Raw genomic sequence first — 17,952 nt, 5'->3', positions numbered from 1 at the left:
ATACATGGGAGAGCGACAGGTCGCACCCATTGCGCCGGACCTGGTAATGACGACTGCCGGCGGCTCGCGGGTCCTCACCCCGAGCCGCTCGTACCACGTTGGCCGCGACCCGGTCAGCGAGATCCCGCTCAGTGACCCCCGGGTGTCATGGCACCACGCGGTGCTGCACCTCGGCGACGGACACTGGATGCTGGACGATCTGGACAGCGACAACGGCACCTGGTCCGGGGGCCGCCGGATCTCGCGCCTCGATCTCGGTGACCTCGGCACCGACAGTGTCATCCGGTTCGGCAGCCCCGGCGACGGCCCGGAGGTGGAGCTCACCTTGGCCCCCCCGCAGCAGTCCGCCGTCCCGCGTCCCACTGCGCTGACTGCGATCACCGGCTCGTACCGGCCGCCCACCGGCATCCATCCGCTGATCGCCCGCACCCTGCGGATCGGCCGCGCACCCGACAACGACCTGGTCCTGGCCGACATCGAGGTTTCCCGCCACCACGCCGAACTGCACACCACCGCCGACGGCCGGTACGCGATCACCGATCTGCACAGCCACAACGGCACCTACCTCAACGGTCAACCGGTGGTGGAGGCCGTGATCGGCCCGGGAGACCTGCTGGGCATCGGCCACTCGGAGTTCTGCCTGGTCGACGGCGAACTCCAGGAGTTCGTCGACACCGGCGACATCACCCTCGACGTGGCCGACCTGGTGGTCACGGTCGGCGACGGCCGACTGCTCGACGGGATCAGCTTTCCGGTCGGCCTGGACTGCCTGCTGGCGGTCACCGGTCCGAGCGGCTCGGGCAAGTCGACCCTGCTGAACGCGCTCACCGGGCTGCGGCCCGCCGACGGTGGCACGGTGCGTTACGACGGTCGCGACCTCTACCGCGACTACGCCGAACTGCGCCACCGGATCGGCTTGGTGCCGCAGGACGACATCCTGCACACTCAGCTGACCGTCCGGCGCGCGCTCGGCTACGCCGCCGAACTGCGCTTCCCCGGCGACACCGGGGCGGCCGAGCGGAACGCCCGGGTCGACGAGGTGATCGCCGAACTGGGCCTGGAGAAGCGGGCCGACCTGGTGGTCGCCAGCCTCTCCGGCGGCCAGCGCAAGCGGGTCAGTGTGGCACTGGAACTGCTCACCAAGCCGTCGCTGCTCTTCCTCGACGAGCCGACCTCCGGCCTGGACCCGGGGATGGACCGCTCGGTGATGCAGATGCTCCGGGACCTGGCGGACGACGGTCGCACCGTCGTCGTGGTGACGCACAGCGTGCTGAGCCTCGATCTCTGTGACCGTCTGCTGATGCTCGCCCCGGGCGGTCGCACCGCGTACTACGGACCGCCCGGCGACGCTCTGGAGTACTTCGGGTGCTCGCAGTGGCCGCAGGTGTTCGAGAACTTCGAGACCCAGGAGGACCGCGACTGGATGGGCGAGTACCGGGCTTCGCCCGCGTACCGCCGGTACATCGACCCCGTGGAACGGCCCCGAGCCCCGGTCGCGCCGTCGGGGCCGGCCGAGTCGGACGGAATGCCGCCATCGGGGGCGGCCGGGCGCAGTGGTGTGCCCTCTGCACCGTCCGGGCAGCGCAGCCCGAGGTCCCCGCGGCCCGCGCGACGCCGTGCCTGGCCCGTACCGGTCGAGCCGCCCCCTCAGCCGCAGCGCTGGGACCGCCAGTTGGGCACCCTGGTGCGCCGCTACACCGCCGCACTGGCCGCCGACCGCACCTTCGCGGTGATCATGATCGCGCTGCCGTTCGTGATGGGCGTGCTGGCCCGGGCGTTGGCCGGCGGCAGGCTCACCGACAGCAGTGTGTTCAGTGCGCTGTTGATCCTCTGCGTCGGCGGGGTGCTCACCGGTGCCGCCAACGCGGTCCGCGAGCTGGTCAAGGAGCGGGTGATCTACCGGCGGGAGCGCGCCGTCGGGCTCTCCCGATCGGCGTACCTCTGCTCGAAGGTGGTGGTGCTCGGCACGGTCACGGTGGTTCAGGCCGTGGTGCTCACCATGGTCGCGTTGGCGGGAGTGCGGCTCAGACCCGAGGGTGGCAGCGGGGTCTTCCTGCCGCCGCTCGCCGAGATCGTCATCGTGATGGCGCTGCTCGCCGTCGCCGGAATGATGCTGGGACTGCTGATCTCGGCGCTGGTCGGCAAGGAAGAGGCCACCATGCCCCTGCTGGTGCTGCTGGCCATCGTGCAGGTCGTCTTCACCGGCACCCAGCTGCGCCTGTACGGGGTGCTGGGACTCGAACAGCTCTCCTGGCTGATGCCGTCCCGCTGGGCGATGGCGGCGATGGCCGCCACCGTCGATCTGCACGCCATCTCGCCCGGCAACAACCTGGCGGCCGATCCGCTGTTCCGGCACAGCGCGGGGACCTGGCTGCTGAGTACCGGAATGCTGCTGGTGCTCAGCCTGGCCTACGGCCTGGTGGTCTACTGGCTGCTGCGGCGGACCGAGCCGGCGGTCATGCGTCGGGCCCGGAAGGTCGGCTGACGGACCCGCTCGTCAGCCGGACCGATCCGGGCGCTGCGTCGTCGGCGACGCCGTGACCGGCGGACCGCGGCGTCGTGGGGCGCCTGCGGTCCGCCGGTGCCGCTAGCCGACCACCGCCGGGGAGCGGGGGGCCTCGGGGGCGGGCTCCGGCTGGTAGAGCTCGGTGCGTCCTTCGACGTGGAGGTGGGGCAGACGGCGGTCGAGCCAGGCCGGCAGCCACCAGTTGCCGCGGCCGAGCAGGTGCATCACGGCCGGTACCAGCAGCAGTCGGACCAGCGTGGCGTCGATCAGGATGGCCGACCCCATGCCGACGCCGATGACCTTGATCGGCAGGTCGGGCGCCGGGACGAAGGCCGCGAACACGGCGACCATGATGGCCGCCGCCGCGGTGATCACCCGCGCGGTGCCCGCCAGTCCGCTGACGATGGACTCCGCGTTGTCGTCGGTGCGAAGCCAGGCCTCCCGCATCCGACTCACCAGGAAGACCTCGTAGTCCATCGAGAGGCCGAACAGGACGGCGAAGGTCAGCACCGGCACGAAGGCCGGCAGCGGGGTGGGGCTGTCGATGCCGATCAACCGGCCGGCGGTGCCCCCTTCAAGGACGAGGGCGACCACGCCGTACGCGGCGCCGACGGAGAGCAGGTTCATCACAGCGGCCTTGAGGGCGACGGCGAGGCTGCGGAAGGCCACCAGGAGCAGGAGCATCGACACCGTGACCACGCCGCCGACCAGCAGCGGGATGCGGCGGGCGATGTTGTCGGTGCTGTCGATCGCGCTGGCGGTCGCCCCGCCGACGTGCACCCGGACGCCGGGGCCGACCGCAGCCGGGATGACGTGATCGCGGAGGTCGCGGACCAGGGTCTTGGTGGAGCTGGACTGCGGACCGCTGTCCGGGACGACGGTGAGAAGCAGCGAGCGGCCGTCGGAGCCGGGCACCGGAGGGGTCACGGCCGTGACGCCGGGCACCGCCTTCAGCGCGGTGGGCAGCGCGGCCGTCGCCTCGGCGGGGGTGCCCGGCGCCAACTCGGCGACCAGGACCAGCGGTCCGTTGCTGCCCGGTCCGAAGCCGGCGGCCACTGCGTCGTACGCCAGCCGGTTCGAGCGCCCGGCGGGGTCGTTGCCCGCGTCGGGGAAGCCGAAGCGCACGCCCAGGAACGGCGCCGCGAGCGCCAGCAGGACGAGGACCCCGGTGACGGCACCGAGGACGCGGTGACGCTCGACGAGCCTGCTCCAGCGCAGCCAGCCGGCGCTCACCGAGCTCTCGCCCCGGGCGGCGCGGCGCTGGGGCAGCCGGAGGCGTTCGATGTGTCGGCCGAGGTAGCCGAGCAGGGCGGGGAAGAGCGTGGCGGACGCGGCGATCACGACGAACACGGAGAGGATCGCAGAGACCGCGGCGCCGCGCATGAACGACAGGCCCATCGCGAACAGTCCGAGCATGCTGACCACCACGGTCATTCCGGCGACCACGACCGCGCGGCCCGCGGTGTCCAGCGCGGCGACCGTGGCGGCCTCGGGTTCGAGCCCCTCGGCGCGCCACTCGCGGAACCGGGTTACCAGCAGCAGCGCGTAGTCGATGCCGACGCCGATGCCCAGCATCGCGGCGAGCGAGGTCGACCAGTCCGGGACCGGCATGATCGCGGCGAGGACCGGCAGCAGGGCGCTGCTGACCGCGAGCCCGCCGAGCGCGGTGAGCAGCGGCAGGCCGGCGGCCACGACCGAGCCGAAGGTGATCACCAGGATCAGGGCGGCGGCCGCGATGCCGATGCCCTCCGAGCCGATCGCGCCCTGCTCGGCCTGCTGGACCGCCATGCCGCCGAGGTGGACTCGCAGGCCGCCGTCGACGGGGCGGGCGAGGTCGAGCAGCCGCTGGGTGTCCGCCTCGGGCATGTCGGGGGCGACGGCGACGTCCAGGTGGATCTGCCCGAGGGCGGTGCGGCCGTCGGCCGACACCTTGCCGCGCGGGCCGTACGGGTCGTCGATGCCGCTGACGTGCGGCACCTCGGCCATCCGGGCGAGCAGGTCCTCGACCCGGCCGCGGGTGGCGGCGTCGGTCACGCTGCCGTCCGAGGTCAGCACCAGGCTGATCGATTCACCGCCCAGCCCGGGGAAGTCCCGTGCCAGCAGCTGCTGGGCCTGCTTGGAGTCCGAGCCGGGCGCGGTGTAGTCGGCGCTGTACTTGGCGCCGAGGCCGGCCGAGAGGCCGAAGGCCGCGCCGGCGGCGAGCAGCCAGAGCAGCACCGTGCGGCCCCGGTTCCGGAAGCTCCAACCGGCTATTCGGCCGAGCGGGCCGGGCCTGTGCGACCCGCTCTCCCCGGCGGCTGTCCGCCGATCCTCGCGCAGTCCCTGGGACATGTGGTCCTCCGTGCGTCGTCAGGGGCTCCGCCCCAGGCAAAGCGTTACGCTTCATAACGTGCCTTACGAAGCGTAACGTTTCCCTCGACGGGTACGGATTGTCAACGCGGTGACTGGCGCGGCGAGCGGATGGAGAGGCGATGACGGATGGGGCGACCGACGGGAGCGGGGGGCGGAGCCGCCGTGAGCGGCTGCGCGCCGACACGGTGGAGGAGATCAAGCGCGCGGCTCTGAGCCTGATCGTCGAGCGCGGCGCCGCGAACCTCCGCTTCACCGACATCGCCCGCAGCATGGGGATGACCCCGCCCGCGCTGTACCGCTACTTCGCCGACCGGGACGAGCTGCTCACCGCCTTGGTCGCCGACTCGTACGACAGCCTGTCGGACGCGTTGACGGCGACCCGCGAGACCGTGCCGCCGGACGACCTGGACGGACGCTTCATGGCCACCTGCATCGGCTACCGCACCTGGGCGCAGCGGAATCCGGAGCGCTTCGCCCTCATCTTCGGCGCCCCCGTGCCCGGGTACGCGGCCCCACCGGACGGACCGACCGTGGCGGCCGGCCGGCGGGCGATGGAGCACATGGTCGAACTCGTCGCCGACACGGCCGAACGCGGCCGGCTCGGCAGCCCGCCGGTGCCGGACGCGGCGGAAGCCCTGATGCTGGCCTGGGCCACCGTGCACGGCTTCGTCACCCTTGAGGCGCACGGCCACTTCCACGCGCTCGACCAGCAAGCGCGGGACCGCCTCTTCGCTGTCCAGGCGGGCGTCGCCGCGCGCACCGCAGGCCTGTCGCCGGCCGTGGACCGGTGGTGACCACAACCCGCGCGGCAGACGGCCATGGCTCGGGCGGCGCGGACGGCACCATCCGCGACTCCTGCGCCTCCCCGACGCGCCGGCCGGCACGCAGGCCTCCCCAGAGGCTCCGGCACACCTGCGCCGGCTGTACCTGCCGCACTCCGACCTGCGGCTGCAGGCGCTCCTCCCGTCGACGATCCGCCTGCAGGAGCCACTCCGGCGCATGTCCGAGACGGCGCGTCCGCGTACTGTGGTGCCCGGAAAACGGGGAGGGGAGCCGTTGCGCAGGGTGCCGCCGGAGATGTTCCGGTTCACGACGGGGGAGAAGGCCGATTTCTACGGTGCGATCCTGCAGGCCTTCGGCGCGGCCAACGAGCGGCTGGAGACCGCGCTGGGGCTGGACGATGTGCGCGCCCGGCTGCGGACGGTCGGCTGGCTCGACGCGGTGGACGACGACGAGCTCCAGGACGCGCTGCGAAGGCTCAGGGAGTGGCAGCTGCTGGACGTCGTGCAGAACCACGCGGAGAACTACCGCACCGCCGAGGAGTACGAGCGCCGCAACCTCCAGTACTCGCTGACCCGGCGCGGTGAGGCCGCGTCCGCCGGGGTCGAGCACGCCCTGTCCGTCCTCGCCTCGTCCGGTGCGCTCCAGACGGCGGTGCTGGAGGCGATCACGGACCGGCTCGACGAGCTGTACGTCCTGCTGGGGGACTCCACGTCCTCGGACCGGCGGGTCTTCACGACGCTGCAGGAGCTGGAGGGCCACCTGGAGGCACTGCTGGCCAACACCAAGGCGTTCAACGGCGAGTTGCAGCGCCTGCTGCGCGCCGAAGGCGCTGACCTGGCGACCTTCCGGGAGGTGAAGGCCGCGACGGTGGGCTATCTCCAGGAGTTCCTCGTCAACCTCGACCAGCGGGGACAGGCGGTCGCCTCCGCCGTGGAGCGGGTCGAGGGGCGGGGCGTGAGCCTGCTGCACGAGCGGGCGCTGCGGGGTGCCGAGCTGCCGCCGGTCGCCGAGGGTGATCCCGCGCCGGCCTGGTTGGAGCGGCGCCGGGCGCGTTGGGAGGGGCTGCAGGCCTGGTTCCGGCCTGCGGACGGGGCACGACCCCGGGCGGAGCAACTGCATGACGTGGCGCGCCGCGCGATCGTGACGCTCCTGCAGGTCCTTGACCGGATCACCGAGTCACGGCGCCGCTCCTCCAGCGCCGTCCAGGACTTCCGGGAGCTGGCCCGCTGGTTCGCCGCGGCCCCCACCGAGGACGACCTGCACCGCCTCTGGTCGGCCGCCTTCGGCCTGGGGCCGGCCCGTCACGCGCATCTCGCCCACCCCGACCCGGAGTTGGTTCCCTCGTCGGGCAGCTGGGCCGAGGCTCCGCCGGTGGAGGTGTCGGCCCTGCTGCGGACCAGTGGCCGCACCGAGCGGTTCACCCGCACCGGGAAGGTGCGCGACATCGGCGGGATCAAGGCGGCCCGTGCCGAGCGGGCGCGGAAGGAACGCGCCGAACTCGAAGCGGCCTGGGACGTCCTGACCACTGACGGTCCGGTGCGGCTCTCCGGCATCGGCACGCTGGACCACGCCGTCTTCGACCGGCTGCTCGACCTCCTTGGCCGGGCGCTCGCCGGACGACCGGACGGCAGCGGAACGCGCCGGGCGGTCACCTCCGACGGCCGGGTCGAGATTCTCCTCCGGCCGCTGCCCGACGGCGGGCGGGCCGTTCTGCGGACACCTCGGGGGAAGCTGGAGGGACCGGACCACCTGGTGGAGATCCGCAGCGCGGGGAGCACATGGGAGCCCGCTGGGCGGGAGGCAGGATGAGCACCCTTGCGAACCAGCTGGTCCTGGCCGAGCGGCAGGACGTCGCCCGAGGCATCAAGCTGCTCCTCGGCCGGCCGCTGATCACCGAACGCGGAGACCCGTCCGCCTTCGAGGTGATCCGCCGTCGGCAGGACCCGTTGACGAAGTGGTTCGACTACCACTGCGGTTGGCAGCTGGCGGTGGAACCGCGCCTGGGGTACGCGCGCCTGCTCAAGATCCGGACCGTCCCCGACGCCTCGCGCCCCGCCCGTCGGCTGCGGTCCGGCAAGGCTCCGTTCGACCGCCGCCGCTACACCCTGCTGTGCGTCGTCGCGGCCGAGCTGCTCCCGGTCCCGGTGACGACGGTCGGCCTGCTCGCCGACCGGGTCGTCCAGGCCTGTGCCACCGACGAGGCGCTGCCGCCCTTCGACACGGCGAGCAGGCCCGAGCGCATGGCCTTCGTGGACGTCCTGAAGCTGCTGGAGGCGTACGGCGCGCTCCTCACCGTGGATGGCCTCACGGAGAGCTTCGTCGACTCGGCGAAGGCCAAGGTCCTCTACCGGGTGGACGCCACCGTACTGATGCGTCTCCTCGCCGCACCCGTCGGGCCGTCCCGGCTGGCCGTTCCGGCGGAGGACGTGCCGCTGCGCTTCGAGGAACTCCTGCGGGGCACGGTGCGCGAGAGCCGGTACGGTGGCGCCGACGCCTCCGATGCGCAGCGCAACCTCCGCCTGCGGCACTCGGTGCTGCGTCGGCTCTTCGACGATCCCGTCCTCCACCACGACGAGCTCGGCGCCGACGAAATGGCCTACCTCACCTCGCCGACCGGGCGCCAGATCGTCCGGCGCGCCGCCGAGCAGGGCGGGTTCGTGCTGGAGGAACGGGCCGACGGCCTGCTGCTCGTGGACCCGGACGGGATCGCCACCGACAGCCGCTTCCCGGACGACTCCGCGACGGCCCGTGTGGCGGCCCTGCTCCTGCTGGAACCGCTGACAGCCGCTCCGGACGGGCTGACACCGGAGCAGCTCGCGGCCGAGGCGAACGAACTCCTGCGGCGCTTCCCGCAGTGGGCGAAGAGCTACCAGTCGGAGGACGGCGCCCAGCGCCTCACGGCCGACGCCGTTCGCATCCTCGGCGACTTCGGCCTGGCCCGCCGGATCGGCGACCGCACCGTCCCCCGGCCCGCGGCGTTCCGGTACCGGACCACCGTGCCCGACGGTCCCGCGACCTGACCAGGGAAGAAAGCCGATGACCGTGACACAGTTCCCGCAGCCCTCCGCGTTCCCGACGGCGGCCGCAGCAACGCGGTGGCAGCCCTCCAGGGCCGGCATCCTCAATGTCTGGCGCTACTACGACGAGGTCTTCACCTTCCACGAGGGCCGACTGCTCCTGCGGGGACAGAACGGCACCGGCAAGTCGAAGGCGCTGGAGGTGCTCCTGCCCTTCCTGCTCGACGCCAGCCTGCGACCCAACCGGCTGTCCACCTTCGGTGGATCCGAGCGCACCATGCACTGGAATCTGATGGGCGAGGGCGCCTCGGGCAAGACCCGCGTCGGGTACGTGTGGCTGGAGTTCGTCCGCGACGACGGAGAAGACGACAGCGGTTCCGGCTGGTTCACCTGCGGCGCCAGACTCCAGGCCAGCGTGCACACCACCGGTGTCACCGTCGACTACTTCACCACCGGCGCGCGGATCGACCGCCCAGGCGGTCTCTCCCTGCTCAACGACGCGGGCCAGCCGCTCACCCGTGCCGCGCTGGCCGAAGCGCTGCAAGGCCGGGGCGAGCTGCACGGATCACCGACCGACTACCGCAACACGGTCCGGAGCAGGCTCTTTTCCGGGCTGAGCGAGCAGCGCTACGACGCCCTGATCACCGCGCTGCTCCAGCTCCGCACCCCCAAGCTCTCGGAGCGCCTGGATCCGTCGCTGCTGTCCTCCCTGCTCTCGCGGGCCCTGCCCCCGCTCGGCCAGGGCGAGATCACCGAACTGGCCGAGGGCTTCGAACGCCTCGACCGCCAGCGTGAGCACCTGAAGGCCCTGGACGACGAGGTGGCCGCGGCCACCGCCGTCGCGACCCAGCAACGCGGCTACGCCCAGCGCGTCCTGCGCGCGGGGGCGGCGGCGCTCATTTCCGCGACGACCGAGATGGACAATCTCACCCGCATCGCCAGGGAGAGCGAGGAGGAGCACGCCGACGCCCTGCGCCGGCGCGATGAGGACAGAAGGGCGCGGGAGGAGCTCGAACACCGGCGACAGGAGATCGAGGGCACCGTCGAGGGGCTGCTCGACTCCGAGGCCTACCGACAGGGGCAGGAACTCGATCAGCTCCGTCGCAGGACCGACCAGGCCGCGGGAGCCGCCGCCCGTGCCCGCGCCGCCGCTGACCGGAAGGTTCAGGCGGCCGACGAGGACGCCGGGCGTGCCGACGAGGCACGGCTGCGCTCTGAGCAACGGGCTGAACACACCCGCGTGGCCAGGGAGGAGACGCGCGGCGCGGCACGGCGAGCAGCCATGGAGTCCGTCTGCACCGAGGTGCAGACGTTGCTAGGCGCCGCACCGGGGCCGTCCGGGGACGCGCAGGAGCAAGGGCGCACGGCACGCCGCCTGCTGCGCGGCGCGGTCGTCTCGCGGCACGGCCAGATCGCCGAGGTCCGCACCGCCGTCGAGTGTCACGAGCGTTCCCTCGCGGGCCGGACGGCGGCGGAGCAGCACCTCGACACGGCGCGCGAACGGCTGGCCGACGCGACTGCGAAGCGCGAGGCGAACGCCCACGCCTACGAGACGGCCGTCGATGCCCACGCCGACCGGCTGCGCCGGTGGGCAACGGCCGACTGCACCGAGCTGTTGATAGATGACGTCGAGGAGATCGCCTCCCGCGCCGCCGTCGAGACCGACGTCCTCGCGCTGGTCGAAGCCGCCGCCCGGGCCGTGGAGAGCTCCATCACCGTGGACGAGACGACTGCCCGCGCCGGCCGGGACAACGCCCGCGCCCGGCGTGACCTGGTCGTCGGGGAACTGGAGCGCACCGCGGCCGCGGCGGATCTCCCGCCGGTGCCGCCACGGACCCGCACGGCCGACCGGTCGGTCCTGCCGGGCGCGCCACTGTGGCGACTGCTGGTGTTCCGGCCGGACGTGCCGCCTGCCGACCAGGCAGGTATCGAAGCGGCTCTGGAAGCGGCCGGCCTGCTCGACGCCTGGATGACCCCCGACGGAGGCCTCGTCGTCTCCGGACACGACACCCTGGCCGACCCGGCATCGGCCCTTCCCGCACCGGGTCCCTCGCTGCTCGACGTCCTCGCTCCGGAACCCGACGGCCCGGTGCCGTCCGGCCGGGTACAGAGGCTGCTGGCCGGCATCGCCTACGGCCCCACGCTCCCGGCGGGCCACCCTGCCGCCGTGGCGGCCGACGGAAGCTGGCGGCTGGCGACGGTGGTCGGCTCCTGGACCAAGGAGGAGTCCAGCCACATCGGCGCCGCGGCCCGGGAACGCGCCAGGCAGCGACGGATCGCGGACCTCGCCGCCGAACTGGCCGAGGTCGAGACCAGCGTCACCGGCTTCGAGACGCGGCTGCGCGCCGTTGCCGACCGCCGGACGCGGCTCGGTGCCGACCTCCGCTGCCGGCCGCACCACCGGGAGGTGGAACAGGCCAAGCGGGTCTGGGAACGGTCCGAGTCCGAGGTGGGTGCCCGCGAGGATACCGTTCGCGAGGCCGTCGAACGCTTGGCGAGGCAGGAGGAGGTGGTTGCGGACGCGCTGCGCGTACTCGCCGTCGCCTCGGCCGAGCACGCCCTGCCGACCGAACGGGCCGCCCTGGACGCGACCGCCACGGCGATCGACGCGCTGCGCGAGCAGGCAGACGTCTGGCTCGATGCGCACCTGGCCTGGACGGCCGCCCAGCAGGCCTGGGACATCGCCCGCAGCCACGCCGAGGCGTCCCGGGGTACGGCAGCCGAGAGCCTGGGCGAGGCCGAGGACGCCGAGGCCGCCGCCCGCGGGCTCCGATCCGCGCTCCTGGCCGTCGAGAGCACCGTCGGCGAGGACTACCGCCAAGTGGCCGCCCGGATCAGCCACTTCCGAACGATGCTCGACCGGACCCGCCACGAGATCGACACCGGCAACCGGTCGCTCCTCGCCCTCGAAGGCCGGATCGGCGCGCTGGGCGCCACGACGGCCCAGGACGCGGCCCGGCGTGATGAGGCTGTGCTGGTCCGGAACGAGGCCGCCCACGGCTTCCGGCGCCTGTGCGTCCTCGGATTCCCCGAGGACGCGGGCCTCGACCTCGTCCTCACCTCCGTGGACGGCACTCGCGCGACCCTCGAAGCGGCACGCGAGACCGCCGCGACATGGCCCAACCTGCCGCACGGCACCAGGAACCTCGGCGACTCCCTGAACCGCCTCTCCGAGGCCGTCCACCGAGCCCGCCAGAGCCTCAGCAGCCGTGCCGACCTCGAATTCGAAGCCGAGGAGGACATCCACGTCCTCACCGCCACCGTCGACGGCATCCGTGTCGGCGCGACCAGCCTCCTCGCCATCCTCACCGGCGACCGTGACCGCAGCCAGGACGACATCACCGCCGCCGAACGGAGCCTCTTCGACCGAACCCTCACCGGCGACACCCGCCGCCACCTCGCTTCCCGGATCCGCCAGGCCGGTGAACTCGTCGAGCGGATGAACGGCCACCTCGAACGGGTCCGCACCGCCTCACGGGTGGCGGTCCGTCTGGTGTGGCAGATCCACCCCGACCTGCCCGCCGGCACCCGGACAGCCCGTGAACTGCTGCTCAAGGACCCGGCCCGGATCACCGAAGCCGACCGCGAGGCCCTGCACGCCTTCTTCCGGGGCCGTATCGAGGAGGCCAAGACCCGCAACACGGCGGCGACTTGGGAAGAGCAGCTCGCGGAGGTCCTCGACTACACGGCCTGGCACCAGTTCGTCGTCAAGCTGGACCGCGCCAACGGCGCCGGGTGGCAGCTGCTCACCAAGAAGCTCCACGGCGCGCTGTCGGGCGGCGAGAAGGCCATCGCACTCCACCTGCCGCTCTTCGCCGCGGTGGCCGCCCACTACGAGGCGGTGCCGGAGTCCCCGCGGCTGATCCTGCTCGACGAGGTCTTCGTCGGCGTCGACACCGTCAACCGAGGGCAGGTCTTCGCCCTCCTCGCGGCGCTCGACCTCGACCTGGTGCTCACCTCCGACCACGAGTGGTGCACCTACCGGGAGCTCTCCGGGATCGCCGTCCACCAGCTGATCACCGGAGGCGACGGCGACGATGCCGTCACCAGCGTCCGGTTCACCTGGACGGGTGCCGACCTGCTGCCCGACGAAGCCGGCCCGGAGGGATCGGCATGACAGGCCGCCATCCTCTCGACGTCCCCGAACTCAGGCCCCTCTGGTCGGCCGTCCACGATCGCCTGTCGACCGGCCGCCCCGTCAGCCGGGTGCGGTCGGGGCCGCTCGACGAAGCCGGCCGGGAGGCCCTGGCCGACCTCCTCGGACTGGACCGGCTCCCCGGTGCCGAACCGACGATCCCCCTCGCGGTACTGGAAGCCGCTGTGGTGGACGCCTGCGGTCGGCCGGTCCGGGAGGCGGTGGCCGCGATCATCGGCCCGATCGACGACCGGGCCGCCGAGCGTGAGCGCAGGACCGGTCAGCGCGACGCCCTGTGGGGCTGGTTGGCAGGGCACGAGGTGGTCACCGCCCAGCCCGTTCTTCTCGAATGGGTCGGCCATCTACGCGCCAATGGCCTCGTCGACGGCTCTCCCGACCGGACCAGGGGCCTCCTGACCGCCGCGCTGGCCGTCCTGGCCGCACTCCCGGCCGATGGCGAGCCACTGCCTGTGTTCGCCGCTCGCCTCCTCGGTGACTCGCACGCCCTCGACGACGGGACTCGGCTGTCCTCCCTCGTCCTGCGTGCACTGGCGGTGCTGTACGGCACCGACATGCCGGATGCCGCCGAGGGGCGACGTTCGCTCTGGAGCCGAGCCGGCGTCGCCGACGACGAACTGTCGGCCACCGTGCTCGCCGTCGGCCTCCGCCCCGAGGGAGCAGGCCCGGTCGCCGGGGTCTCCCGGATCTGCGCCGCGTCCGGTCACCCCATCAGCCTCACCCTCGCCCAGCTGCGCTCACCCGGCGAGTTCACCGGTCCCGCAGGACCGGTGCACGTCACCGAGAACCCCAGTGTGCTCGCCCTCGCCCTACGGCGCTTCGGCCGGCACTGCCCGCCACTGGTCTGCACCTCCGGCTGGCCCAACACCGCCGTGATCCACCTGCTGCGCCGACTCGCCGACGACGGCGCCTCCCTGCGCTACCACGGCGACTTCGACGGCGAGGGCATCCGCATCGCGGCTCACGTCATGGCCAAGGCCGGAGCCGTCCCCTGGCGGATGGCGGCCGACGACTACCGGGCCGCCGTGTCCCGGGTTCCCCGGGGCCCCGATCCGGGGCGCCTCACGCCCGCCCCGTGGGACCGGGCGCTCGTCGACTCCATCGCCGAACTGCGCAGCGCAGTGGTCGAGGAGGTGGTCGCCGACCTTCTCCTCGACGACTTGGCAGAGTACCGTCACGGATGGAACGACAGGCTGTTCGACGGGCCGAGGGCTACCACCAGCGCTTCGGCATCGTCCACGTCGACTTCGCGACGCAGCAGCGCACGCCGAAGGCCTCCTACGCCTGGTGCCTCGACCTGATCGCCGCCCACCGATCCGGGCACGGTTGATAGTTGGGCTCCGGGTTGGACGTGGCAACCGTCAGGATCGAGCAGGTCCGGCGGGGCTTCGTGAAACGCAAACCCATGGCTGCACACCGCACTCGGGGAGGATGACAGGGTGTTCGACGGGTCGGGCGGTCTTCGCCAGTGGTTCAGCCCGCGGCTCGATCAGGCACGGTTGGTTTGACCTGACTGAACGGGGGCAACCTCCACCGGCCGAGCGTCTACCACCGCAGGCTCCAGCACGTCTTCTCACCCCCGGTGACCGAGACGGCTGGACAACGACATCAGGAAGCGTGCGGGGTCCCGGACACCGGTCGTGACGTTTCCGGCTGGGCGAGCCTGGACGACGTGACATGGCAGACCACGACCGCCACGATCACCAGCGGCATGGCGGTGACGCCGTCGGACCCCAGCAGCAGGGTCGCCAGTAGTACGGAGGTCATCGGCAGCCTGAGCATGGCGACCGACATCGCGCCCATGCCCATGGCGGCGGAGGAGATGACGGGCAGCCCGGGCAGGTGGGAGAGCGCGATCCCTGCCGTGGCACCCAGGAACAGCGCTGGGAAGATCGGTCCTCCCCGGAATGCCGCCAATGACACACCGTAGGCGAGCCACTTGCACACGATTAGCAGTGTCAGTGCTCCCACCGAGTAACTCGTACTGTGGAGCAGCAGTTGGGGCAGCGCGGACTGACCGGAGAACAGGACGTCGGATGGCGGCTTCCCCACGCCCTCGGCGTACGCGATGGCGAGCCCTGCCACGGCGAGGCCGGCCACCGGTGTGAGCAGCAACCGTCTGTGGTTGACGCGCGGCTGGAGGAAGAGCGCGAGGCACCGGACTCCCGTGCCGGCGAACGCCGCCGCCACCCCGATGGCGAGAGCCCAGCCGAACTGGGCGACGTTCGGATGGCTCACTGCGGGAAGGCTGGGAATCGTCAGCGTGCCAGCCCCGACCCCGGTCCAGGCGCCGAGCCCGATGAAGACGAGATACCCGACTCCGGAGGCCAGCAGACCGGGCAGCAGTACGATCCCCAGCACCGGGCCGCCGAGTCCTGACGCCTCCATCAGCAGGAACGCTCCGAGCAGGGGCGAGCCCAGCAGGGCGCTGATGGCCGCGAAGCTTCCCGCGGCGCCGACCACGGCCTGGGCCCTGGCATCGACGCCCGGCTTGAGCAGCCGGACGACGTACACGGCCAGGCCTCCGCCGAGCGCGATCAGGGGCGCCTCGGGCCCGATCACCGCGCCGAAACCCAGCGACGCCAGCGCTGCGAGAAGGATCCCGGGCAGTTCGGCGGCCGCAGGGACGCCTGCGGTCTTGAGCCCCTCGGCCGGCTGGTGGCCGCCGTTGCCGGGCAGGTACTGGACGGTCAGTGCCACCAGAAGTCCTGCCAGCCCCATCAGGGGCAGCGGCCACCAGGGCGGTGCCCCGTGGAATCCCAGTCCGTTCGGCAGATCGGTGTAGAGCGCCTTCTGGAGCTGGTCGACGGCCTGGAGGAAGCCGTACGCGCCCGCTGACAGGAGCACGCCGAGGACGGCCGAGATGACCAGGAGCGCCAGGTAGCCCTTGGTCCGCAGGGGGCCGAATGGGTCGGCGGGCGGCGCCGCCGCAGGATCGCCCGTGGGCTCGTCCGGTGACATCAAGTCGCTTTCCCGACACCACCTACTGTGCCGACTCGGTCGATGCTGACAGCAGAAGGTCCGATTCCTCCACGCTTTGCTGAAGTCGGGACCGTCAAGGGTCATTCGAGCCGACATCTCCGGATCGTGCGGCGCTTTCTAGTCCGATTGCGTGGCGCTCACTACCGAACGGGTGAGCACTGCGTGGCGCTTCGGGCTCGTCGTGCCTGATGGTGCTTCTCTCGCCGAGAAGTGTGGAGCCTGGAAGAGCATGGGCACCGGGGCGGGCGGTCCGTCACTGCCCGCCGGGCCGCCCACAGATCCGAAGGAGAAGTCGTGGCAGGCAGTGTCGGTGAGAATCGCGGGGTGATCCACTCGCAGCTCCTGGCCGGGCAGAAGGCCCTGGTGACCGGTGCCAACTCCGGCATCGGCAAGGCCACGGCGATTGCTCTCGGCCGGGCCGGCGCGGACGTCGTCGTCAACTACGTTGTCGGCGCGGACGAGGCCGAGAAGGTGGTCGCGGAGATCGAGGCTTTCGGGGTCCGTGCCTACGCGCACGAGGCCGACGTGTCCGACGAGGAGCAGGTCGTCCAGATGGTCTCGGGCATGGTCGACGAGCTCGGCACCATCGACATCATGGTCGCCAACGCGGGCCTGCAGCGGGACGCTCCCGTCACGGAGATGACACTGGCCCAGTGGAACAAGGTCATCGACGTCAACCTCACCGGCCAGTTCCTCTGCGCCCGGGAGGCGGCCAAGGAGTTCCTGCGGCGTGGCGTCGTCCCGGAGGTGTCCCGCGCCGCCGGAAAGATCATCTGCATGAGCTCGGTCCACCAGATCATTCCCTGGTCGGGGCACGTGAACTACGCCTCCTCCAAGGGCGGCGTCGGCATGATGATGCAGACGCTCGCCCAAGAGCTGGCGCCCAAGAAGATCCGGGTGAACGCGGTCGCCCCCGGCGCCATCCGCACCCCCATCAACAAGGACGCCTGGGACACCCCCGAGGCCGAGGCCGACCTCCTCCGGCTGATCCCCTATCGCCGCGTCGGTGACCCGGAGGACATCGCCAACGCCGTCGTGGCAGTGGCCTCCGACCTGCTCGACTACGTGGTGGGCACGACGCTCTACGTGGACGGCGGAATGACGCTCTTCCCCGGCTTCGCAACCGGCGGCTGACACCGCGATGGAGGACCACATCACGCCCCGCCGAGTGGTGATCCTCGGCGGGGGATTCGCCGGGTTGTTCGCCGCCCGGGCGCTGCGCCGGTCGCCCGTCGCCGTGACCCTCGTCGACCGCTGCGCCCGGACTGAGTCGGCCACGGACGCCCGGGAGCGGCAGGCGTGGCTCACCTTCGCGCTCGTCGGGGCCGGGCCGACCGGAGTCGAACTCGCCGGGCAGATCCGCGAGATCGCAGGCCACACGCTCGAAAGGCAGTTCCGCACGATCGAGCCCGGGCAGGCGCGGGTGCTGCTCCTCGAGGGGGCCGACTCCGTGCTGGCCGCGTTCGGGCCGACCCTGGCCCGCCGCGCGGCCGGGACACTGAAGGGCCTCGGGGTCGAGCTCCACATGGGAGCGATGGTCATCGGCGTGGACGAGCGCGGCCTGACGGCGCGTGACCGTGCCGGCGCGATCACCCGGATCGACGCGCGCACCGTGCTGTGGACGGCGGGCATGGAGGCGCCACCGCTCGCCGGGGTGCTGGCCCGGGCGACCGGCGCCCAGCAGGACCGGGCCGGCCGGATCCTCGTCGAGCCCGACCTCACGATCGCCGGCCACCCGGAGATCCGCGTGGTGGGCGACCTGATGAGTCTGAACAGGCTGCCGGGCCTGGCCGAGGTCGCGATGCAATCGGGTGCCTGTACGGGCCGCGCGATCCGCCGCGCCGTGGAAGGCCGGACCAAACAGCCGAAGCCCTTCAGATACCTGGACCTCGGCAGCGCCGCCTACATCTCCCGGGGCCGGGCGGTCGTCAAGGTCGGACGGCTGAACGTGTCAGGGGTCACGGGCTGGCTGGCCTGGTTGTTCATCCACATCGCCTTCCTCACCGGCTTCCGCAGCAGGATCGGAGCGCTGCTCACCTGGTTGATCGTGTTCGCCTCCGGGTCCCGCCGCGAGCGCGCTTTCACCTCCGCCGGAACCCGCGCCCCGACCGACCCGGCCCCGCCGGCTCACTGACCCAGCGCCACACGGATCGAGCCAT

10 protein-coding genes and 1 pseudogene are annotated in these 17,952 nt (G+C 72.2%); 9 read left to right on the top strand and 2 right to left on the bottom strand.

Annotated elements, in window-relative coordinates; genetic code table 11:
- Positions 1-4 precede the first annotated feature (4 nt).
- Positions 5-2,485, top strand: coding sequence for an FHA domain-containing protein (locus ACFVGO_RS11525; protein WP_359898900.1), 2,481 nt, complete (start codon positions 5-7; stop codon positions 2,483-2,485).
- Between the two features lie 102 nt (positions 2,486-2,587).
- Here the strand turns inward: ACFVGO_RS11525 and ACFVGO_RS11520 are convergent, their stop codons facing one another.
- Complete coding sequence (locus tag ACFVGO_RS11520) at positions 2,588-4,837, bottom strand: MMPL family transporter (RefSeq protein ID WP_380631432.1); 2,250 nt, start codon at positions 4,835-4,837, stop codon at positions 2,588-2,590.
- Between the two features lie 140 nt (positions 4,838-4,977).
- Between ACFVGO_RS11520 and ACFVGO_RS11515 the strand changes: the two genes are divergently transcribed.
- The 6 genes and pseudogenes from ACFVGO_RS11515 to ACFVGO_RS11490 all read left to right on the top strand — a co-directional run bounded on the left by ACFVGO_RS11515 (position 4,978) and on the right by ACFVGO_RS11490 (position 14,141).
- On the top strand, positions 4,978-5,652 hold the full coding sequence (locus ACFVGO_RS11515) for a TetR/AcrR family transcriptional regulator (RefSeq protein WP_380350707.1): 675 nt from the start codon (positions 4,978-4,980) through the stop codon (positions 5,650-5,652).
- A 283-nt stretch (positions 5,653-5,935) separates the two neighbouring features.
- Positions 5,936-7,450, top strand: a complete 1,515-nt coding sequence (locus ACFVGO_RS11510; RefSeq protein ID WP_380631431.1) for a TIGR02677 family protein — start codon at positions 5,936-5,938, stop codon at positions 7,448-7,450.
- On the top strand, positions 7,447-8,661 hold the full coding sequence (locus tag ACFVGO_RS11505; RefSeq protein WP_380350710.1) for a TIGR02678 family protein: 1,215 nt from the start codon (positions 7,447-7,449) through the stop codon (positions 8,659-8,661). The genes ACFVGO_RS11510 and ACFVGO_RS11505 overlap by 4 nt, the downstream gene beginning before the upstream one ends.
- A 16-nt stretch (positions 8,662-8,677) precedes the next feature.
- Entirely contained in the window at positions 8,678-12,775 is a 4,098-nt protein-coding gene (locus tag ACFVGO_RS11500; protein WP_359898922.1) for a TIGR02680 family protein, read from the top strand.
- Positions 12,772-13,962 (top strand): annotated as a pseudogene (locus tag ACFVGO_RS11495) (TIGR02679 family protein); the annotation flags it as partial. The gene ACFVGO_RS11500 and the pseudogene ACFVGO_RS11495, both read left to right, overlap by 4 nt.
- Before the next feature lie 29 nt (positions 13,963-13,991).
- The gene (locus tag ACFVGO_RS11490; protein ID WP_380631430.1) at positions 13,992-14,141 is read left to right on the top strand and encodes a family 1 glycosylhydrolase; all 150 of its coding nucleotides are present in this window, start codon (positions 13,992-13,994) and stop codon (positions 14,139-14,141) included.
- Between the two features lie 278 nt (positions 14,142-14,419).
- Here ACFVGO_RS11490 and ACFVGO_RS11485 read toward each other — a convergent pair whose 3' ends face one another.
- The gene (locus ACFVGO_RS11485) at positions 14,420-15,772 is read right to left on the bottom strand and encodes a chloride channel protein (protein WP_380350713.1); all 1,353 of its coding nucleotides are present in this window, start codon (positions 15,770-15,772) and stop codon (positions 14,420-14,422) included.
- A gap of 315 nt (positions 15,773-16,087) precedes the next feature.
- Here ACFVGO_RS11485 and ACFVGO_RS11480 point away from each other — a divergent pair, with 315 nt between their 5' ends.
- Both ACFVGO_RS11480 and ACFVGO_RS11475 read left to right on the top strand, forming a co-directional pair.
- Positions 16,088-16,927 (top strand): SDR family oxidoreductase, encoded by an 840-nt coding sequence (locus tag ACFVGO_RS11480; RefSeq protein WP_359898928.1) that lies wholly within the window; start codon positions 16,088-16,090, stop codon positions 16,925-16,927.
- Between the two features lie 7 nt (positions 16,928-16,934).
- Positions 16,935-17,927, top strand: a complete 993-nt coding sequence (locus tag ACFVGO_RS11475; RefSeq protein ID WP_380350715.1) for an NAD(P)/FAD-dependent oxidoreductase — start codon at positions 16,935-16,937, stop codon at positions 17,925-17,927.
- Positions 17,928-17,952: the final 25 nt, after the last annotated feature.

The organism is Kitasatospora sp. NPDC057738 (assembly GCF_042798815.1).
In the GTDB taxonomy this organism is placed as follows: domain Bacteria; phylum Actinomycetota; class Actinomycetes; order Streptomycetales; family Streptomycetaceae; genus Kitasatospora; species Kitasatospora lactacystinica.
The sequence above is the reverse complement of the archived record's forward strand: the minus strand, read 5'-3'. Positions and strand labels throughout refer to the sequence as shown.

Bases quoted from the DNA above. Each gene is read 5' to 3' on its own strand.
- ACFVGO_RS11525 (WP_359898900.1), top strand. From the start codon at position 5: ATGGGAGAGCGACAGGTCGCACCCATTGCGCCGGACCTGGTAATGACG.
- ACFVGO_RS11520 (WP_380631432.1), bottom strand. From the start codon at position 4,837: ATGTCCCAGGGACTGCGCGAGGATCGGCGGACAGCCGCCGGGGAGAGC.
- ACFVGO_RS11515 (WP_380350707.1), top strand. From the start codon at position 4,978: ATGACGGATGGGGCGACCGACGGGAGCGGGGGGCGGAGCCGCCGTGAG.
- ACFVGO_RS11510 (WP_380631431.1), top strand. From the start codon at position 5,936: ATGTTCCGGTTCACGACGGGGGAGAAGGCCGATTTCTACGGTGCGATC.
- ACFVGO_RS11505 (WP_380350710.1), top strand. From the start codon at position 7,447: ATGAGCACCCTTGCGAACCAGCTGGTCCTGGCCGAGCGGCAGGACGTC.
- ACFVGO_RS11500 (WP_359898922.1), top strand. From the start codon at position 8,678: ATGACCGTGACACAGTTCCCGCAGCCCTCCGCGTTCCCGACGGCGGCC.
- ACFVGO_RS11490 (WP_380631430.1), top strand. From the start codon at position 13,992: ATGGAACGACAGGCTGTTCGACGGGCCGAGGGCTACCACCAGCGCTTC.
- ACFVGO_RS11485 (WP_380350713.1), bottom strand. From the start codon at position 15,772: ATGTCACCGGACGAGCCCACGGGCGATCCTGCGGCGGCGCCGCCCGCC.
- ACFVGO_RS11475 (WP_380350715.1), top strand. From the start codon at position 16,935: ATGGAGGACCACATCACGCCCCGCCGAGTGGTGATCCTCGGCGGGGGA.